Genomic DNA, 15,629 nt, shown 5'->3' with positions numbered 1-15,629 from the left:
CAGGTGGACAAGATCAGTGGAGAACGGCAGCGGCGGTGGTGAGCGCGGCGAACGCCTCGCGCATGCGCCACGCGCCCCGGTCGCGCGGACCGATCGGGTTCGAGACCGTACGCAGCTCGGCGAAGGGCACGCCGGCCTGGGCGGCGGCGACCGCCACGCCGTACCCCTCCATGGCCTCGGCCACCGCGTCCGGGTGCCGTTCGGCGAGGGCCGCCGTGCTCGCGGCGGTGCCGGTCACCGTGCTCACCGTCAGCACCGTGCCGACCGTCGCCCCCGGCAGCGCGGCCCGCAGCCCAGCCAGCAGGCCCGGGTCGGCGGGCACGGTCCGGCCACCGCCCAGCAGCTCGGGGGGCATGCCCAGGTCCTCGATCGGGATGAACCCGCCCGGCGACTCGGCGCCCAGGTCGGCGGCGACACTGCGGTCGGCCAGCACCGTGCCGCCGACGGCGACCCGGCCGGCGAAGCCTCCGGCGATGCCCGCGCTGACCACCGCCCGGTACGGCCGCCCGGCGGCCTCGGTCAGCGCCAGCAGCCGGGCCGTGGCGGCAGCGGCCACAGCCGGGCCGACGCCGACCGGCACCACTGTCACCGTCTCGTCCGGTGCGGTGAGGCCGGCACGGATCGCCTCGGCCTCGGCGGGTACCGCCGTGACCACGAGCAGCCCGCTCACGCCACCGGCCCTCGGGGGTCGCGCCGTTCGGTGTCCTCGACGCCGCCGGGGCCGCCCACCGACGAGGAGGGCCGGTAGATGTGGAAGCCGGGCGGCGCGAGCCCGTCGTCGTCCGGCGGGCCGGGCCGCTGGGGCGCCGGTGACGTCGGGGCCGGGTCGTCGAACGAGGTGGTGGCCGGTTCCTCGGCCCGGGTGGCCTGCTCCGCCGCCAGTTCCTCGTCGCCGAGCGGCCGGCCGACCAGGTGCTCGCCGCGCAGCTTGCCGGCGATCAGCACCCCGCGTACGGCCACCAGCGCGGCCACCGCGGCGGCGACGGTCACGCCGATCAGCCCGGTGAACGGCACCAGCCCGAGCCCGCCCCCTGCTACGAACGCGAGCATCAGCGCGGTCTCCGAGTGCGCGAACGAGCTGGCCCGCAGCCGCTCCGGGATGCGTTCCTGGATCGAGGCGTCCACTGTCAGCTTGGCGATCCCGCTCATCATCGCCGCCACCAGGCAGAGCAGCGCCACCATGGGCAGGGAGAACTTCAGCGCGGCCAGCACCGCCACGCCGGCCACCACTGTCGTGCCGCTGGACTGGAGCGCGGTCGGCCGGTGGATGCGCAGCCGGGTGCCGATCGCGGTGGCCAGGAACGTGCCGACGGCCAGCGCGCCGCCGACCAGGCCCAGCGCGCCCTGGGCGCCGAGGTCACGGCCGAAGAAGTCGGTGGTCAGGTCACCGGCCTTGATGGCGAACGCCAGGAAGAGCAGCAGGAAGCCGTAGAGCCCGCGCAGCGCCGCCGCGCCGATCAGCGTGGCGATCACCAGGCGGCCGGCGGGGCGGCCCCGGCCCAGCGGGCGCTCGCCGTCACGGCGGCGCATCGCGCGCAGCGGGTGCGGCATCCGCTCCGGCGGCTCGGAGTCGGCCTTCGGCGGCAGCCGGAGTGAGATCACCATGCCGATCAGGAAGATCACCGAGGCGACCCGCAGCGGCCACTGCGGCCCGAACCAGAACGCGGCCAGCCCGATCGGCGCGACGAGCGCGCCCGCCACCGTGCCGTAGACGCTCGCCCGCGCCCCGACCTGGGACAGTCCCAGGCCCTCGGGCAGCAGCCGGGGGACCGCCGCCGAGCGGGCCACGCCGTACGCCCGGGAGAGCGCGAGCACGCCGAACGCCGCCGGGTAGAGCCCGAAGCCGCCGATGTAGTCGGAGATCAGCCAGGCCAGGAACGCGCGGCCGAGCATGGTGGTGGCCAGCGCGTACCGCCGGCCGTGGCGGAAGTGGTCGAGCAGCGGGCCGACCACCGGGGCGAGCATGGCGAACGGGACCATGGTCACCAGCAGGTAGAGGGCGACCTTGTTGCGCGCCTCGCCCAGCGGCACGTCGAAGAAGATCGTCCCGGCCAGGCCGATGGCGATGAGCGTGTCACCGGCGCAGGAGAGGGCGTGCAGGTCGAACAGCCGGACCATGCCCACCTCGTTGCCGGCGCTGCGGGCCCGGGCGGTGCCGGCGCGACGGGTCATCCAGCGCCCGCCGTGCAGAGACCCGCGCAGGAGCAGCCGGGTGGCGCGGATGCCGGTGCCGACGGTCCGCCCCAGGAAGGAGCGGCCGGAGCGGGAGGACAGCGCCATGCGTCCCATCCTCGCCCATTCGATCCACGCGCGCCGCACCACCCGTGGAGAACGACTCCGGGGAGTGCCTGTCACCCGTGGACAGGCATGGGGAACAATGGTCCGGTGACCAGGCCCGCCTCCGCCCGCGCTCCCCGGCTCGACCAGGTCTGCGCCGCCGCCGTCGAGGTGGCCCGCGACGCCATCACCGAGGTGGAGCCGACAGACATCGGCGACCATCTCCAGGCCGTCGCCGAGGGCGACCGGGTCGTCACCCACTACTTCGAATGCCGGATGGCCGGTTACCGCGGCTGGCGCTGGGCCGTCACGGTGACCCGGGTGCCGCGCAGCCGGCACGTCACCATCTGCGAGACGGTGCTGCTGCCCGGCCCGGACGCGCTGCTCGCCCCGGGCTGGCTGCCCTGGCAGGAGCGGCTCAAGCCGGGCGACCTGGGCCCGGGCGACCTGCTGCCCACCCCCGCCGACGACGACCGGCTCGCCCCCGGCTACCTGCTCTCCGACGACCCGGCGGTCGAGGAGACCGCGTGGGAGCTGGGGCTGGGCCGGGCCCGGGTGCTGTCCCGCGAGGGGCGCGCCGAGACCGCCCAGCGCTGGTACGACGGTGACCACGGCCCGGACGCCGCGATCTCGACGGCCGCGCCGGCCGCCGCGCGCTGCGGCACCTGCGGCTTCTACCTGCCGCTGGCCGGCGCGCTGCGCCTGGCCTTCGGTGCGTGCGGCAACTTCTACGCGCCCGACGACGGCCGGGTGGTCAGCGCCGACCACGGGTGCGGCGCGCACTCGGAGACGCTCGTGGAGACGCCCGAGTCTCCCGTCGAGGAGCTTCCCACCGTCTACGACGACAGCGCGGTCGAGGCCATGACGGTCAGCCGGGCCCCGGGCTCGGTCGAGGCGGCCGAGCCGGCGGAGCCGTACGGCCACCCCTGACCGGTCAGCGCGGGCGCTGCGCGGCGGCCGCGCGCCGGCGACGCCGGTTGGCGTCGTGCCGCATCATTACCGCGAGGCCGGGAAAGCCCCACAGAAAACCGGCCAGGCAGGTCCAGAGCCAGTTCTGACGCCCGGACTCGGCGAGCCAGTCCCGGAAGAAGATCAGTAGCACCAGGCCGGCCACCGCCCAGGCGATCAGCCCGGCGACGGCGAACGGCACCATCGGCGGGTCGAGCGGCTCCGGCCGCGGCTGTTGCTCCTGTGACACCGGCCCAGCCTACGTGATCGTTCTTCCCTGCCCACCAGGTGATCTGGGACGATGCGCGCGACAAAACCCGGCCGATGACCAGATGAGGAACCATGTCCATTGCCCCGCCGCCGGATCACGGCACTCCGCCCGATCCCGCGCATCCACGTAACGCCTTCGACCGCTTCTTCCTGATCTCGGCACGCGGGTCCACGCTGAGCCGGGAGCTTCGGGGCGGTTTCGCCACGTTCTTCACGATGGCGTACATCGTGGTGTTGAACCCGCTGATCCTCGGCAGCGGGAAGGACGGCGACGGCCGTTCGCTGGCCATTCCGGCGCTCGCCGCGGCAACCGCGCTGGTGGCCGGTCTGATGACCATCCTGATGGGTGTGGTGGCCCGGTTCCCGATCGCGCTCGCGGCCGGGCTGGGCGTGAACGCGCTCGTCGCCTACGAGATCGCGCCGCAGATGACCTGGGCGGACGCGATGGGCCTGGTGGTCATCGAGGGTGTGCTGATCGGCATCCTGGTGCTCACCGGGCTGCGTACCGCGGTGTTTCGCTCGGTGCCGACGCAGCTCAAGACCGCGATCGGCGTCGGTATCGGTCTGTTCCTGACCATCATCGGCCTGGTCGACGCCGGATTCGTCCGGCGCGTGCCGGACGCGGCGAACTCCACAGTGCCGGTCGGGCTGGGCATCAACGGCAAGATCGTCAGCTGGCCGATGCTGGTCTTCGTGGTCGGCCTGCTGATCACCCTGGTCCTGGTGGTACGCCGGGTCCGGGGCGCGATCCTGATCGGCATCCTCGCCTCCACCGTGCTGGCCATCGTGGTCGAGGCGATCGCCAACGTCGGCCCGTCCTTCGTCGACGGCAAGCCGAACCCGAAGGGCTGGGCGCTGAACGTGCCCGAACTGCCCAAGCAGATCGTGGACCTGCCCGACCTGTCGTTGCTGGGCCAGTTCAACGTGCTCAACTCGTGGAGCCGGGTCGGCTGGCTGGTGCCGCTGATGTTCATCTTCACGCTGCTGATCACGGACTTCTTCGACACCATGGGCACGATGGTCGCGATCGGCCAGGAAGGGGACATGCTCGACGAGACGGGCACCCCGCCGAAGGCCAAGGAGATCCTGCTCGTCGACTCGATCGCCGCCGCCGCGGGTGGCGCCGCCTCGGTGTCCAGCAACACGTCGTACATCGAGAGCGCCGCAGGCGTCGCGGAGGGCGCCCGGACCGGCGTGGCCAACCTGGTCACCGGCGCCCTGTTCCTGCTGGCCATGTTCCTCGCGCCACTGTCGTTGATCGTGCCGTTCGAGGCCGCGTCGACGGCCCTGGTGGTGGTCGGCTTCCTGATGATGACGGCGGTCCGCACGATCGACTGGACCGACTACGAGATCGCCATCCCGGCGTTCCTCACCATCGCGCTGATGCCGTTCACCTATTCGATCTCCAACGGCATCGGGGCCGGCGTGATCAGCTTCGTGCTGCTGAAGGTGGCGAAGGGTAAGGCCCGGGAGGTCCACCCGCTCCTGTACGGGGTCGCCGTGCTGTTCATCGTGTACTTCCTGCGCGGGCCGGTCGAGTCCGTGTTGCTCTGACGCTGGTGAGCCTGGTCATAACGCATGTCGTTAGCCAGGCTCATTAGTTAAGCTAACGAGTGTGACGGAGCGGACGGTGACGGCGAAACGCGTGCCACCGGCGCAGCTGGCCCCTCAGCTGCGAGATGCGATCACCCGACTCAACCGGCGGGTCCGACAGGCCCGGCCGGTCGGCGACCTCACGGTCACCCAGCTGTCGGCGCTCACCAGCCTCAAACTGGCGGGCGCCCTCACGCCACGGGAACTTGCCGATGTCGAACGGGTGCAGCCGCCCACGATGACGAAGATCGTCGCGAAGCTGGAGGAGCGGGGCCTCGTGCAACGCACCCCCCACCCGACCGACGGACGGCAGGTCATCCTGGCGGCTACCGAAGGGGGACGGGCCGTGCTCGAGCAGTTCGAGCGGGCCCGCAACGAGTGGCTGGCCACCCGGCTGGCCGATCTCACCGAGGACGAACGCGAAACGCTACGGCGCGCCGCGGACATCCTCCAAGGCATCGCTCGCGCCTGACACCGCCGCCCGCGGTTCGCTTCGTCAGCTGTGGATGAAGCGTACCGACGCAAGGAGGCGCACCTAGAGTGCAGGCCAAATTGAGCACGATGTTCCAGTCCCTAGGGGTCCGTAACTACCGACTCTTCGCTACCGGACAGCTGATCAAACTGATCGGCGTCTGGATGATGTTCATCGCCCAGGACTGGCTCGTGCTCGAGCTCAGCGACAACTCGGCGACCGCGCTCGGCGTGGTCACCGCGTTGCAGTTCACGCCCGTACTCCTGCTCACGCTGCTGTCCGGACGGCTCGCCGACCGCTACGACAAGCGGATGCTGCTCTTCGTCGCCAACGCGTTCTGGACCGTGCTCGCGCTGGCCATGAGCGTCCTGGTCCTCACCGGCCTGGTGCAGCTCTGGCACGTCTTCACGTTCGCCGCCCTGCTCGGCGTCTCCAACGCGATCGAGACGCCGGTCCGCCAGGCGTTCGTCTCCGAGCTGGTCGGCATGCCGCTGCTGCCGAACGCGCTCTCGCTCAACGCAGCCGTGTTCAACTCCGCCCGGATCGTCGGCCCCGCCGTCGCCGGCCTGGCCATCGCCGCCGTCGACGTCGGCCCGGTCTTCCTGGTCACCGCGCTCAGCTCGATCGCCCCGCTGGTCAACGTGGTCCGGATGCGTACCGACGAGCTGCACCGCAAGGACCTGCCGCCGGTCGGCGAGCGGGACCAGGCCCGGGTGGTCGACGGCCTCCGGTACGTGGCACGCCGCCCCGACATCCTGCTGCCGATGGTCCTCATGTCGGTGATCGGGATGAGCCTGTTCAACTTCCAGCTCACCCTCGCCGCGCTCGCGAAGACCGTGTTCAACACCGGCGCAGCCTCGTTCGGCCTGTTCAGCACCGCCCTCGCGGCCGGTGCGCTGGTCGGGGCGCTGGCCGGCACCGGACGGCGCAGCCGGCCCTCGGTCTGGCTCGTGCTCGGCGCCGCGATCGGCTGCGCGGTCTTCGGCACGCTCGTCGGGCTCGCCCCGGCGTACTGGCTGGTCGTGACGCTGCTGCTGCCCGCCGGGTTCTTCATGATCTACTTCGCCCAGGCCGCCAACCAGCGCGTACAGCTCGGTGTCGACGCCTCCTTCCGGGGACGGGTGATGGCGCTGTGGGTGCTGGTGTTCCTGGGCACCAACCCGGTCGGCGCGCCGCTGATCGGCTGGGTCGCCGAGAAGTACGGCGCGGGCGCGAGCATCTGGGCCGGCGGTCTGATCTCGCTCACCGCCGCGCTGCTGGCGCTCACCTGGCAGCTGCGCCGCTCCGGCGCCCGGCTGCGCATGCGGGTGCTGCCCATGCCCCGCTTCTACGTGGTGTCACCCGGAGCCAAGTAGCCCCGTCCTGGCCGACCGTACCGGTCCGATTACCCAAACGGGTGGCGGGCCGGTGCGGCAGGGCTTAGCGTCGATGTGTGGACGTGGGGCAAGGGCTGCTGCTGGCGCTGGCGATCCTTGCCGTCTGCTGCCTGCCCGCCCTGTTCGCGCTGCTGTTCTGCGCCGACGAGATCATCGACCGGGTCGCCTGCGGATGGGCCGAGTGGCGCGAGCAACGCCGGGAACGCCGCACCATCGCCCGGCTCGACCGGGCCATCGAAGCCGAGGCGCTGACCCGCGACATCGACCTCACCGAGTTCGACAGGGACGGCCGACGGCCGCTGGACCAGCTCGCCACCGACCTGCGCCGCCTCGGCGGCCACCGGCTCGCCGCCGCCGACCGCAGCGTGGTGTGGCACGGCGCGGTCATCGAGGCGTACGACGAACGGCTGCGCGCCGCCTGCCGGGCGCTCGGCATCGTCGAGCACCTGGCCGAGCTGGACGGCGTCGACCGGGAGATCGAACGGGTACGCGTCGAAGGGCTGCTGCACGCCGCCGGGCTGACGTTGCCGGCCGCCCGCGCCGCGCACCACCAGCGGCACCGCTGACCTGGGGTGCGGCTCTTCGCGGCGATCTACCCGCCTCCCGTGGCGGTCGCGGACCTGACCGCCCGGGTCAAGGGCCTGCGGGTCGCGTCCGCCCGCCACGCCCGGCTCGCCGACCCGGCGAACCTGCACCTCACGCTGGCCTTCCTCGGCGAGGTGCCGGACGTCCGGCTCCCCGACGCGGAGTCGGCGCTCGCCTCGGCCGCCCGGTCGGCTCGTTCCCCGCGGTTGTGCCTGGCCGGGGGCGGCAGCTTCGGTCAGGGCCGGTCCACAGTGCTCTGGGTCGACGTACGCGGCGAGGTCGAGGCGCTCGACGCGCTCGCCCGCTCGATCCGCGGCGGGCTGCGCGAGGCCGGGCTGCCCTGCGACGACAAGCCGTTCCGGGCGCACCTCACCATCGCCCGGCCGGGCGACCGAGTGCCCGAGGCCGACCTCCGCGCCGACCGGGACACGCTGAACGGGTACGCCGGCCCACAGTGGTCGGTCGGTGAGGTGGTGCTGGTCCGCAGCCACCTGGGCCGTACGCCCCGCTACAAGCGCATCGCCGCGTGGGCGCTGGCGGCTGCGCGTTGACGGGGGCGGCGTTGATTCGGGCGGGGCGTTAAGAAGGGGCCCCTCCTCTACCTGAGGCGTTAAGAAGGGGCCCTTCCTTTCACCTACCAGGCCCAGGCCTCCGGGCCGGGGCCGCCGTTGCCGACCGGCGGGAACAGCTCGTCGAGGCGAGTGAGCGTGGCCTCGTCCAGGTGGACGTCGAGCGCGCCGAGGTTGCGGTCGAGCTGGTCCATGGTGCGCGGACCGACGATCGGGGCGGTCACGCCCGGGCGGGACAGCAGCCAGGCCAGCGCCACGTCGGCCGGGTCGTGGCCGAGGTCGGCGCAGAGCTTCTCGTACGCCTCGATGGTGCCGCGGTGCTCGGCGAGCGCGTCGGCCGAGCGGCCGGTGGTGCCGCGCGCCGCGCTGCCGTCGGCCATCTTGCGGATGATGCCGGAGAGCAGCCCGCCGTGCAGCGGCGACCAGGGGATGATGCCCAGCCCGTAGTGCTGCGCGGCCGGCACGACCTCCAGTTCGACGTACCGGGTCAGCAGGTTGTAGATGCACTGCTCGGAGACGAGGCCGAGGAAGTTGCGCTTGCCGGCTGCGGCCTGCGCCTGGGCGATGTGCCAGCCGGCGAAGTTGGACGAGCCGACGTAGAGCACCTTGCCCTGGGCGACGAGCGTCTCCATCGCCTGCCAGATCTCCTCCCACGGCGTGGTCCGGGAGATGTGGTGCATCTGGTAGAGGTCGATGGTGTCGGTCTGGAGGCGGCGCAGCGAGTCCTCGCAGGCCCGGATGATGTGCCGGGCGCTCAGGCCCTGGTCGTTGGGCCACTCGCCCATCTTGCCGTACACCTTGGTGGCGAGGACGACCTTGTCGCGCCGCCCGCCGCCCTGCGCGAACCAGCGGCCGACGATCTGCTCGGTGACGCCCTCACCGAGCTTCCAGCCGTAGACGTTGGCGGTGTCGAAGAAGTTGATCCCGTGTTCGAGCGCCCGGTCCATGATGGCGAAGCTGTCCGGCTCGTCGGTCTGCGGACCGAAGTTCATCGTGCCGAGGCAGAGGCGGCTCACGGACAGACCGGTGCGTCCCAGGTTCGTGTACTCCATGGCTCCACCCTGGCACGCCGGCACTTCGAGTGCCCTCTCAACGAGCCAGGGTGGAGCTGTGGATCAGGAGGATTCGCGCGCTGCCGGGCCGGTGCCGAAGAGCACGTCGTCCCAGCTCGGCAGCCGCTTGCGCGGCTTGCCACCGGCCTCGGTGGACTCGGCGCCCGCGCCGCCGGTCGCCGCCGCGGCGCCGGTGCGCCGGGGCCGCAGCACGGCGAGCGAGGGTACGGCCGGGACCTCCTTCGGCGCGTCCGAGTCGTCGTCGAAGGCCGAGCCCTGCCCGCCCCCGAGCAGGGCGGCGGCACCACCGGCGACTGCTCGCTGGCGGGGCGCGTCCTGCCCGGCCAGGGCGGCCGGGGACCGGGTGTCGAGGCCGCGCCCGGACGTGCCGCCGAGCGGCCGGTCCAGCGAGGCGAGCAGCGCGTCCCGGCCGGCGCGGATCGGGTCGCGCCCCGGACGGGCGTGGTCGGCCGCTGCGGGCAGGCCGTGCCCGCCCCGGCTCGGCTCGCCACGCGACGGACCGGGCAGCGCGTGGCCGCCCCGCTCCGGCGCCGGCTCCTGGCCGAGGATCGGCGTGGGCCGCTCGGCGCAGAGGTATTGCGCCATGTCGTCGTGCGGGGCGACGTTCTGGCGGGTCTTGTCCAGATCCCACACCGCCTGCGCGGTGGCCTTGCCGGACGGCCAGGTCGCGATGATCCGCCAGGTGCCGTCGTCGCGGCGGTAGGCGTCCCACGAGATCTTCTCGGTGTCGATCCCGTGCTGGGCCAGCCGGCCGTTGACGACCTCCGCCAGCGGGGTCGGCTTCTCCGCGCCCTTCAGCCGGGTGCGCCGGGCGTGCTGGGCGAGCATGGCCCGCTCCTGGAGCACCGGGCCGGCGTAGCGCAGCACCCGGTCGACAGGCACGCCGGCGATGCGGGCGACGTCCTCGGCGGACTCACCGGAGCGGATCCGGGCCTGGATGTCCCGTGGGGACAGTGACGGTGTCAGGTCGGTGGCGCTCGGCACCACCACGAGCGGCGGGGCGCCCGGCTCGGCGTGCAGCGCCGACGCGATCCGCTCGTCGATGGGCAGGGCGAGCAGGCGCCCCACCTCGTCGGCGAGCACCAGGGCCTGGCCGTCCTCGGAGAGGGCGACGAAGCGTACTGGGCGCATGGGCTTGCCTCCGTCCCGCTTCGCTGGCCGTCACGCCACGGGAGCCGGCCACCCGGGCGTCTCGCACCACCGTACGCTCATCTACCCGGTGATGGGGACTGCGACACCCCGGCATGTCGTGACTGAGCTGCGGTAATGATCACGGTGGGTGGCCGCCGGAGCCCTGACGGCCACGCACCGTGACCAAGTGATCAGAGTCGCTCGACCACGTAGTCGATCGACGCGGTGAGCGCCTCGACGTCGGCCGGCTCGACGGCCGGGAAGAGCGCCACCCGCAGCTGGTTGCGGCCCAGCTTGCGGTACGGCTCGGTGTCGACGATGCCGTTCGCGCGCAGCACCTTGGCGATCGCCGTGGCGTCCACCCCGTCGGCGAAGTCGACAGTGGCGACCACGTTGGACCGCAGCGCCGGGTCCGACACGAACGGCGTGGCGAACGACGAGCGCTCGGCCCAGCCGTACACGATGCCGGCGCTCTCGGCGGTGCGCTTGGCCGCCCAGGCCAGCCCGCCCTGCGAGTTCATCCAGTCGGTCTGCTCGGCGGCCAGGAAGATGGTCGCCAGCGCCGGGGTGTTGTACGTCTGCTCCAGCCGCGAGTTGTCGATCGCGGTGACCAGGTCGAGGAAGGCCGGGATGTAGCGGCCGGACTCCTTGATCTCGGTGGCCCGGGCCAGCGCGGCCGGCGACATCAGGGCCAGCCAGAGGCCGCCGTCGGAGCCGAAGCACTTCTGCGGCGCGAAGTAGTAGACGTCGGTCTGCGCGACGTCCACGTCCAGCCCGCCCGCGCCGGAGGTGGCGTCGACGAGCAGCAGCGAGCCCTCGTCGGCGCCCGCCACCCGGCTGATCGGCACCGCGACACCGGTCGAGGTCTCGTTGTGCGGGGTGGCGTAGACGTCCACGCCGGCCTCGGCCACCAGCGTCGGGGCGCTGCCCGCGTCGGACTTGCGCACCGTCGGCTCGCCCAGGAACGGCGCGTCTTTGACCGACTTGGCGAACTTGGCGCCGAACTCGCCGAAGCTGGCGAACTGGGCCCGGTCGCGGATCAGGCCGAACGTGGCGACCTCCCAGAACGCGGTGGTGCCGCCGTTGCCGAGCACCACCTCGTACCCCTCGGGCAGGGAGTAGAACTCGGCCAGGCCGCGGCGCAGCCGGGCGACCTGGTCGCGGACCGTCTTCTGCCGGTGCGACGTGCCCAGGTAGCTGGTGGCGACGTCGGCCAGGGCGGAGACCGCGGCCGGACGGACCTTGGACGGCCCGCAGCCGAATCGTCCGTCGGCGGGCCTGATCTCGTCGGGAATCCGGATGGTCGGTGCGTCAGCCACGGTCTTCAAGATCCTTCCGCATGGGCGAGAGCCCGGTGAGCTGGCAGGGCGCGGACGATGTCCTGCCGCCGTACGGCGGGCGGCGTCCGAGCCTTGTTCCGGCGACACTGCCACGGCCATCCTCGCACCTGCTCGGGGCCGTTCGGCGGTCAGTCCCACGCCGGTCGGTGAGGCGTCCGCCACACGGGCGGCGACGGCGGGTTGCCCGCGTCCGCGATCATGAGTTGCGGAGGTGACGGATGAGCCGAAGACACCGCCGCCCCTTCGGGGAGTGGCTGGCGCTGGCGTTCGGCGCCGTGGCCGCGACGGGCTTCCTGGGGGTGGCCATCCTCAAGGCGGATCAGGACGCGCGACTGCTCCACGCGGAGCACACCGCCACCGGCATCGTGCTGGGATTCAAGGGCGACCCGGCACGGGTGGCCTTCGTCACCGCCGAGGGCCGGCGGGTGGTCGCCGAGATCGACGTCTACTCCGGCACCCGGGTCGGCGACGAGGTGCCCCTGCTGTACCACCCGGACGACCCGTCCTGGTATGCCATGGACACCCGGACCCACCACCTGCCGTTCCTCCTGCCGGCCATCGCGCTGACCGGCGCGGCGGTCATGGGCGGGATCACCTGGCACCTGTGGCGGCGCTGACCGGGGCGCCGCGGACGTGCCGGAGCCCCGCTCCACCGGCGGGTGGAAGCGGGGCCCCGGGCGAGACGTCAGACGCCGTGCGGGATGGCGTCCCAGCCCTCGACCTCCTGCGGCTTGCGCGAGCCGGGGCCGACGTACGTCGCCGACGGGCGCACCAGCCGCTGGAGCTTCTTCTGCTCCAGGATGTGCGCGGACCAGCCGCCCATCCGCGCGCAGGTGAACATCGAGGTGAACATGTGCGCCGGCACCTCGGCGAAGTCCAGCACCACTGCCGACCAGAACTCGACGTTGGTGGCGAGGACGCGGTCCGGGCGGCGGGCCTGCAGCTCGGCCAGCGCGGCCTTCTCCAGCGCCTCGGCGACCTCGAAGCGCGGCGCGCCCAGGTCCTTGGCGGTACGCCGCAGCACGCGGGCGCGGGGGTCCTCGGCCCGGTAGACCCGGTGGCCGAAGCCCATCAGCCGCTCGCCCCGGTCGAGCACGCCCTTGACGTACCCGTCGGCGTCGCCGCTGCGCTCGACCGCCTCCAGCATGCTGAGCACCCGGGACGGTGCGCCGCCGTGCAGCGGGCCGGAGAGCGCGCCGATGCCGGAGGAGATGCAGGCCGCGGCGTCCGCGCCGGTGGAGGCGACGATCCGGGCGGTGAAGGTGGAGGCGTTCAGGCCGTGCTCGGCGGCCGAGATGAAGTACGCGTCGACGGCCTTGACGTGCCGCGGGTCGGGCTCACCCCGCCACCGCTTCATGAACCGCTCGACGATGGTCTCCGCCTTGTCGATCTCCTTCTGCGGCACGGCCGGCAGGCCCAGGCCGCGCGCCGACTGGGCGACGAAGGAGAGCGCGGTCACCGACACCCGGGCCAGGTCCTCGCGGGCCTGCTCGTCGGAGATGTCGAGGAGCTGGTTGAGCCCCCAGTACGGTGCCAGCATGGCGACCGCGGACTGCACGTCGACGCGGATGTCACCGGAGTGCACCGGCACCGGGAACGGCTCGGCCGGCGGCAGGCCCGGGCCGAACCGGCCGTCCACCAGCAGTGCCCAGACGTTGCCGAACGAGACCTGGCCGATCAGGTCCTCGATGTCCACGCCCCGGTAGCGCAGTGATCCCCCCGCGCGGTCGGGTTCGGCGATCTCGGTCTCGAAGGCTACGACGCCCTCCAGGCCCGGTTTGAAATCGGACATGTCGTCTCCTGGCTTCGGCTCGGCGCGCCCGGGCGGGCTGATCGAGCCCCGCAGCTCAGGCGACCCTTCAGGGATGTGGTTCGGAACATCTTGCCCGGTGGGTAACAAGCTGCGCGACCCACAGCCACTGTGCGCCACGCGACATCCCCGCCGCTGGCCGTCGGTGAGAGTAGGAGAAGACTGGGTACCGGGGCCTGGCCAGCGTCGGGGGACGCCGGCACGCCCGGGAGAGGGACGACCACAGTGACAGGCGACACACCCGCACCAGCCGGAATGCGTAACGAGTACGCCGCCGACCTGGGCCTGACCGAGACGGACCTGGCGACGGACTGGCACACCCAGTTCGCCAGATGGTTCGCCGACGCGGTGGCACATCCGCTGCCCGAGCCGAACGCGATGGTGCTCGGCACCGCCGACGCCCGGGGCCGGCCCAGCGGGCGCACCGTGCTGCTGAAGGGGTACGACCCGGAGGGCTTCGTCTTCTACACCAACCACGGCTCGCGCAAGGGCGCCGAGGTGACCGGGAACCCGTGGGCCAGCCTGGTGTTCCCCTGGTTCCCGATGCAGCGGCAGGTGACGGTGACCGGCCGGGTCGAGCAGGTCGACCGGGCCGAGACCGAGGCGTACTTCGCCAGCCGGCCGCGCGGCTCGCAGCTCGGGGCGTGGGCCAGCGCCCAGTCGTCGGTGGTGCCGGACCGGGCCGCGCTGGACGAGGCGTACCGGGCGGCGGCGGAGCGGTTCGCCGAGGTGGACCCGATTCCCGCGCCGCCGCACTGGGGCGGGTTCCGGGTCCGGCCGGAGACCGTCGAGTTCTGGCAGGGCCGGGCCAGCCGGCTGCACGACCGGCTGCGCTTCCGGCGTACCGGGGACGGGGTCTTCGTCGTCGAGCGGCTCGCGCCGTGACCGACGTCACAACGCCCCGGCGGCGGGAAGCGCGCCGCTGGGCGATCGACCTGCGTCCGCTGCGCGTGCCCGCGTACCGGCGGGTGTGGACCGGCAACGCGATCGCCATGTTCGGCTTCCAGTTCACCGCCGTGGCGGTGCCGGTGGAGATGTTCGACCTGACCGGCGGCTCGCTCTGGGTCGGCCTGCTGGGCATCGCCGGCTTCGTGCCGCTGCTGCTGTTCGGGTTGTGGGGCGGCGCGATCGCCGACGCCCGGGACCGCCGCCGGGTGCTGCTCGTCGGCGGTTGCGTGCTCTGGGCCTCGACGCTGGGGCTGCTGGTGCAGTCGCTGGCCGGCGCGCGCAGCCCGCTGCTGCTCCTGCTGCTCGTCGGCCTCCAGTCGACTGCCTTCGCGATCACCTCGCCGGCCCGCAGCGCGATCCTGCCCCGGCTGGTTCCGGCCGAGCTGGTTCCGGCCGCCACCACGCTGAACTTCACCACGTTCACCGCCGCCGCCGTCTTCGGCCCGCTCGCCGCCGGCCTGATCTTCGCCGGGTGGCAGGTCGAAATGGCGCTGCCCATCGCGTACGCGGTGGACGCGCTGCTGTACACCGCGGCGCTCTGGGCCACGCTGCGGCTGCCCGCGATGCCGCCCACGCCGGACCCGGACGGCGGCGTCCGCAAGGCCGGGCTGGCCAGCATCGTCGACGGGTTCCGCTACCTGGCCTCCACGCGGGTGCTGCTGCTCTCCTTCGCCATCGACCTGATCGCGATGATCCTGGCCATGCCGCGCGCGCTGTTCCCGGAGCTGGCGCAGGAACGCTTCGGCGGCGCCTCGGCGGTGGGCTGGCTCTACAGCTCCATCGCCATCGGCGCGATGCTGGGCGGCCTGACCTCCGGGTGGATCGGCCGGGTACGCCGGCAGGGCGTCGCGCTCACCGTGGCGGTGGTGGGCTGGGGCGTGGCGATCGCGCTCGCCGGGCTGGCCGGCCAGTTGTGGCTGGCGGTGGTGCTGCTCGGCGTCGCCGGGGCGGCGGACCTGGTCAGCGCCACGCTGCGCCAGTCGATGCTGCTGGTCTACGCGCCGGACCGGATGCGGGGCCGCCTCCAGGGCGTGAACACGGTCGTGGTGGCCGGCGGCCCGCGCCTGGGCGACCTGCGCGCCGGTGCGATGGCCGCCGGATTCGGCACCGGTTTCGCCATGGTCGGTGGTGGCCTGGCCGCCGCCGTGCTGGCGGTGCTGCTGGTGGCGGCGTTCCCGGCGTTGCTGCGCTATCGCTCCACCACCCCAGCCGAGGAGCGGCGCTGACGGTAGGGTCG

Annotated in this window: 16 protein-coding genes; 9 read left to right on the top strand and 7 right to left on the bottom strand. The window is 72.9% G+C overall.

The genetic code is table 11. The features are described 5' to 3' along the window. Positions 1–13: 13 nt before the first annotated feature. Together AMK25_RS02795 and AMK25_RS02790 are read right to left on the bottom strand one after the other, a co-directional pair. Complete coding sequence (locus AMK25_RS02795) at positions 14–670, bottom strand: futalosine hydrolase (RefSeq protein ID WP_073826056.1); 657 nt, start codon at positions 668–670, stop codon at positions 14–16. Then, entirely contained in the window at positions 667–2,280 is a 1,614-nt protein-coding gene (locus tag AMK25_RS02790; RefSeq protein WP_073826052.1) for an MFS transporter, read from the bottom strand. The genes AMK25_RS02795 and AMK25_RS02790 overlap by 4 nt, the downstream gene beginning before the upstream one ends. Positions 2,281–2,367: 87 nt before the next feature. On the opposite strand from AMK25_RS02790, the gene AMK25_RS02785 reads away from it, so the two are divergent. Beyond that, on the top strand, positions 2,368–3,207 hold the full coding sequence (locus tag AMK25_RS02785; protein ID WP_073826048.1) for a DUF3027 domain-containing protein: 840 nt from the start codon (positions 2,368–2,370) through the stop codon (positions 3,205–3,207). Between the two features lie 4 nt (positions 3,208–3,211). On the opposite strand, the gene AMK25_RS02780 is transcribed toward AMK25_RS02785, so the two are convergent. After that, positions 3,212–3,475, bottom strand: a complete 264-nt coding sequence (locus AMK25_RS02780) for a DUF2530 domain-containing protein (protein WP_073826045.1) — start codon at positions 3,473–3,475, stop codon at positions 3,212–3,214. A gap of 92 nt (positions 3,476–3,567) precedes the next feature. Here AMK25_RS02780 and AMK25_RS02775 point away from each other — a divergent pair, with 92 nt between their 5' ends. The 5 genes from AMK25_RS02775 to thpR all read left to right on the top strand — a co-directional run bounded on the left by AMK25_RS02775 (position 3,568) and on the right by thpR (position 8,072). Then, a complete protein-coding gene (locus tag AMK25_RS02775) occupies positions 3,568–5,049 on the top strand; it encodes an NCS2 family permease (RefSeq protein ID WP_013283713.1) in 1,482 nt (493 codons plus the stop codon). A gap of 61 nt (positions 5,050–5,110) precedes the next feature. After that, positions 5,111–5,560, top strand: coding sequence for a MarR family winged helix-turn-helix transcriptional regulator (locus AMK25_RS02770; RefSeq protein WP_198937425.1), 450 nt, complete (start codon positions 5,111–5,113; stop codon positions 5,558–5,560). A 68-nt stretch (positions 5,561–5,628) separates the two neighbouring features. After that, the gene (locus tag AMK25_RS02765; RefSeq protein ID WP_073826042.1) at positions 5,629–6,915 is read left to right on the top strand and encodes an MFS transporter; all 1,287 of its coding nucleotides are present in this window, start codon (positions 5,629–5,631) and stop codon (positions 6,913–6,915) included. Positions 6,916–6,992: 77 nt separating this feature from the next. Continuing rightward, complete coding sequence (locus tag AMK25_RS02760; protein ID WP_073826038.1) at positions 6,993–7,502, top strand: hypothetical protein; 510 nt, start codon at positions 6,993–6,995, stop codon at positions 7,500–7,502. Positions 7,503–7,508: 6 nt separating this feature from the next. Beyond that, entirely contained in the window at positions 7,509–8,072 is a 564-nt protein-coding gene (gene thpR, locus AMK25_RS02755) for an RNA 2',3'-cyclic phosphodiesterase (protein WP_073826035.1), read from the top strand. Positions 8,073–8,155: 83 nt separating this feature from the next. Here thpR and AMK25_RS02750 read toward each other — a convergent pair whose 3' ends face one another. The 3 genes from AMK25_RS02750 to serC form a co-directional block, all read right to left on the bottom strand. Then, on the bottom strand, positions 8,156–9,142 hold the full coding sequence (locus AMK25_RS02750) for an aldo/keto reductase (RefSeq protein ID WP_073826031.1): 987 nt from the start codon (positions 9,140–9,142) through the stop codon (positions 8,156–8,158). Between the two features lie 63 nt (positions 9,143–9,205). Then, positions 9,206–10,294 carry a septation protein SepH gene (gene sepH / locus AMK25_RS02745; protein WP_073826028.1) on the bottom strand — a complete coding sequence of 363 codons (1,089 nt, stop codon included), beginning with the start codon at positions 10,292–10,294 and terminating at the stop codon, positions 9,206–9,208. A 191-nt stretch (positions 10,295–10,485) separates the two neighbouring features. After that, on the bottom strand, positions 10,486–11,613 hold the full coding sequence (gene serC, locus AMK25_RS02740) for a phosphoserine transaminase (protein WP_064448803.1): 1,128 nt from the start codon (positions 11,611–11,613) through the stop codon (positions 10,486–10,488). 239 nt (positions 11,614–11,852) lie between these two features. Between serC and AMK25_RS02735 the strand changes: the two genes are divergently transcribed. Then, entirely contained in the window at positions 11,853–12,251 is a 399-nt protein-coding gene (locus AMK25_RS02735; protein ID WP_073826025.1) for a DUF3592 domain-containing protein, read from the top strand. Between the two features lie 68 nt (positions 12,252–12,319). Here AMK25_RS02735 and AMK25_RS02730 read toward each other — a convergent pair whose 3' ends face one another. Next, positions 12,320–13,426: a citrate synthase 2 gene (locus AMK25_RS02730; protein WP_073826022.1), complete on the bottom strand. Its 1,107-nt coding sequence runs from the start codon at positions 13,424–13,426 to the stop codon at positions 12,320–12,322. Between the two features lie 273 nt (positions 13,427–13,699). Between AMK25_RS02730 and pdxH the strand changes: the two genes are divergently transcribed. Then, positions 13,700–14,329 (top strand): pyridoxamine 5'-phosphate oxidase, encoded by a 630-nt coding sequence (gene pdxH, locus AMK25_RS02725; RefSeq protein ID WP_073826018.1) that lies wholly within the window; start codon positions 13,700–13,702, stop codon positions 14,327–14,329. Further along, positions 14,326–15,618 (top strand): MFS transporter, encoded by a 1,293-nt coding sequence (locus AMK25_RS02720; protein WP_073826015.1) that lies wholly within the window; start codon positions 14,326–14,328, stop codon positions 15,616–15,618. Before pdxH ends, AMK25_RS02720 begins: the two co-directional genes overlap by 4 nt. Positions 15,619–15,629: the final 11 nt, after the last annotated feature.

Origin of the sequence: Micromonospora sp. TSRI0369, from assembly GCF_001905625.1 — a bacterium.
GTDB classification, from domain to species: domain Bacteria; phylum Actinomycetota; class Actinomycetes; order Mycobacteriales; family Micromonosporaceae; genus Micromonospora; species Micromonospora echinospora_A.
Note: the sequence above shows the minus strand (reverse complement) of the source record. Positions and strands in the feature narration are given on the sequence as shown.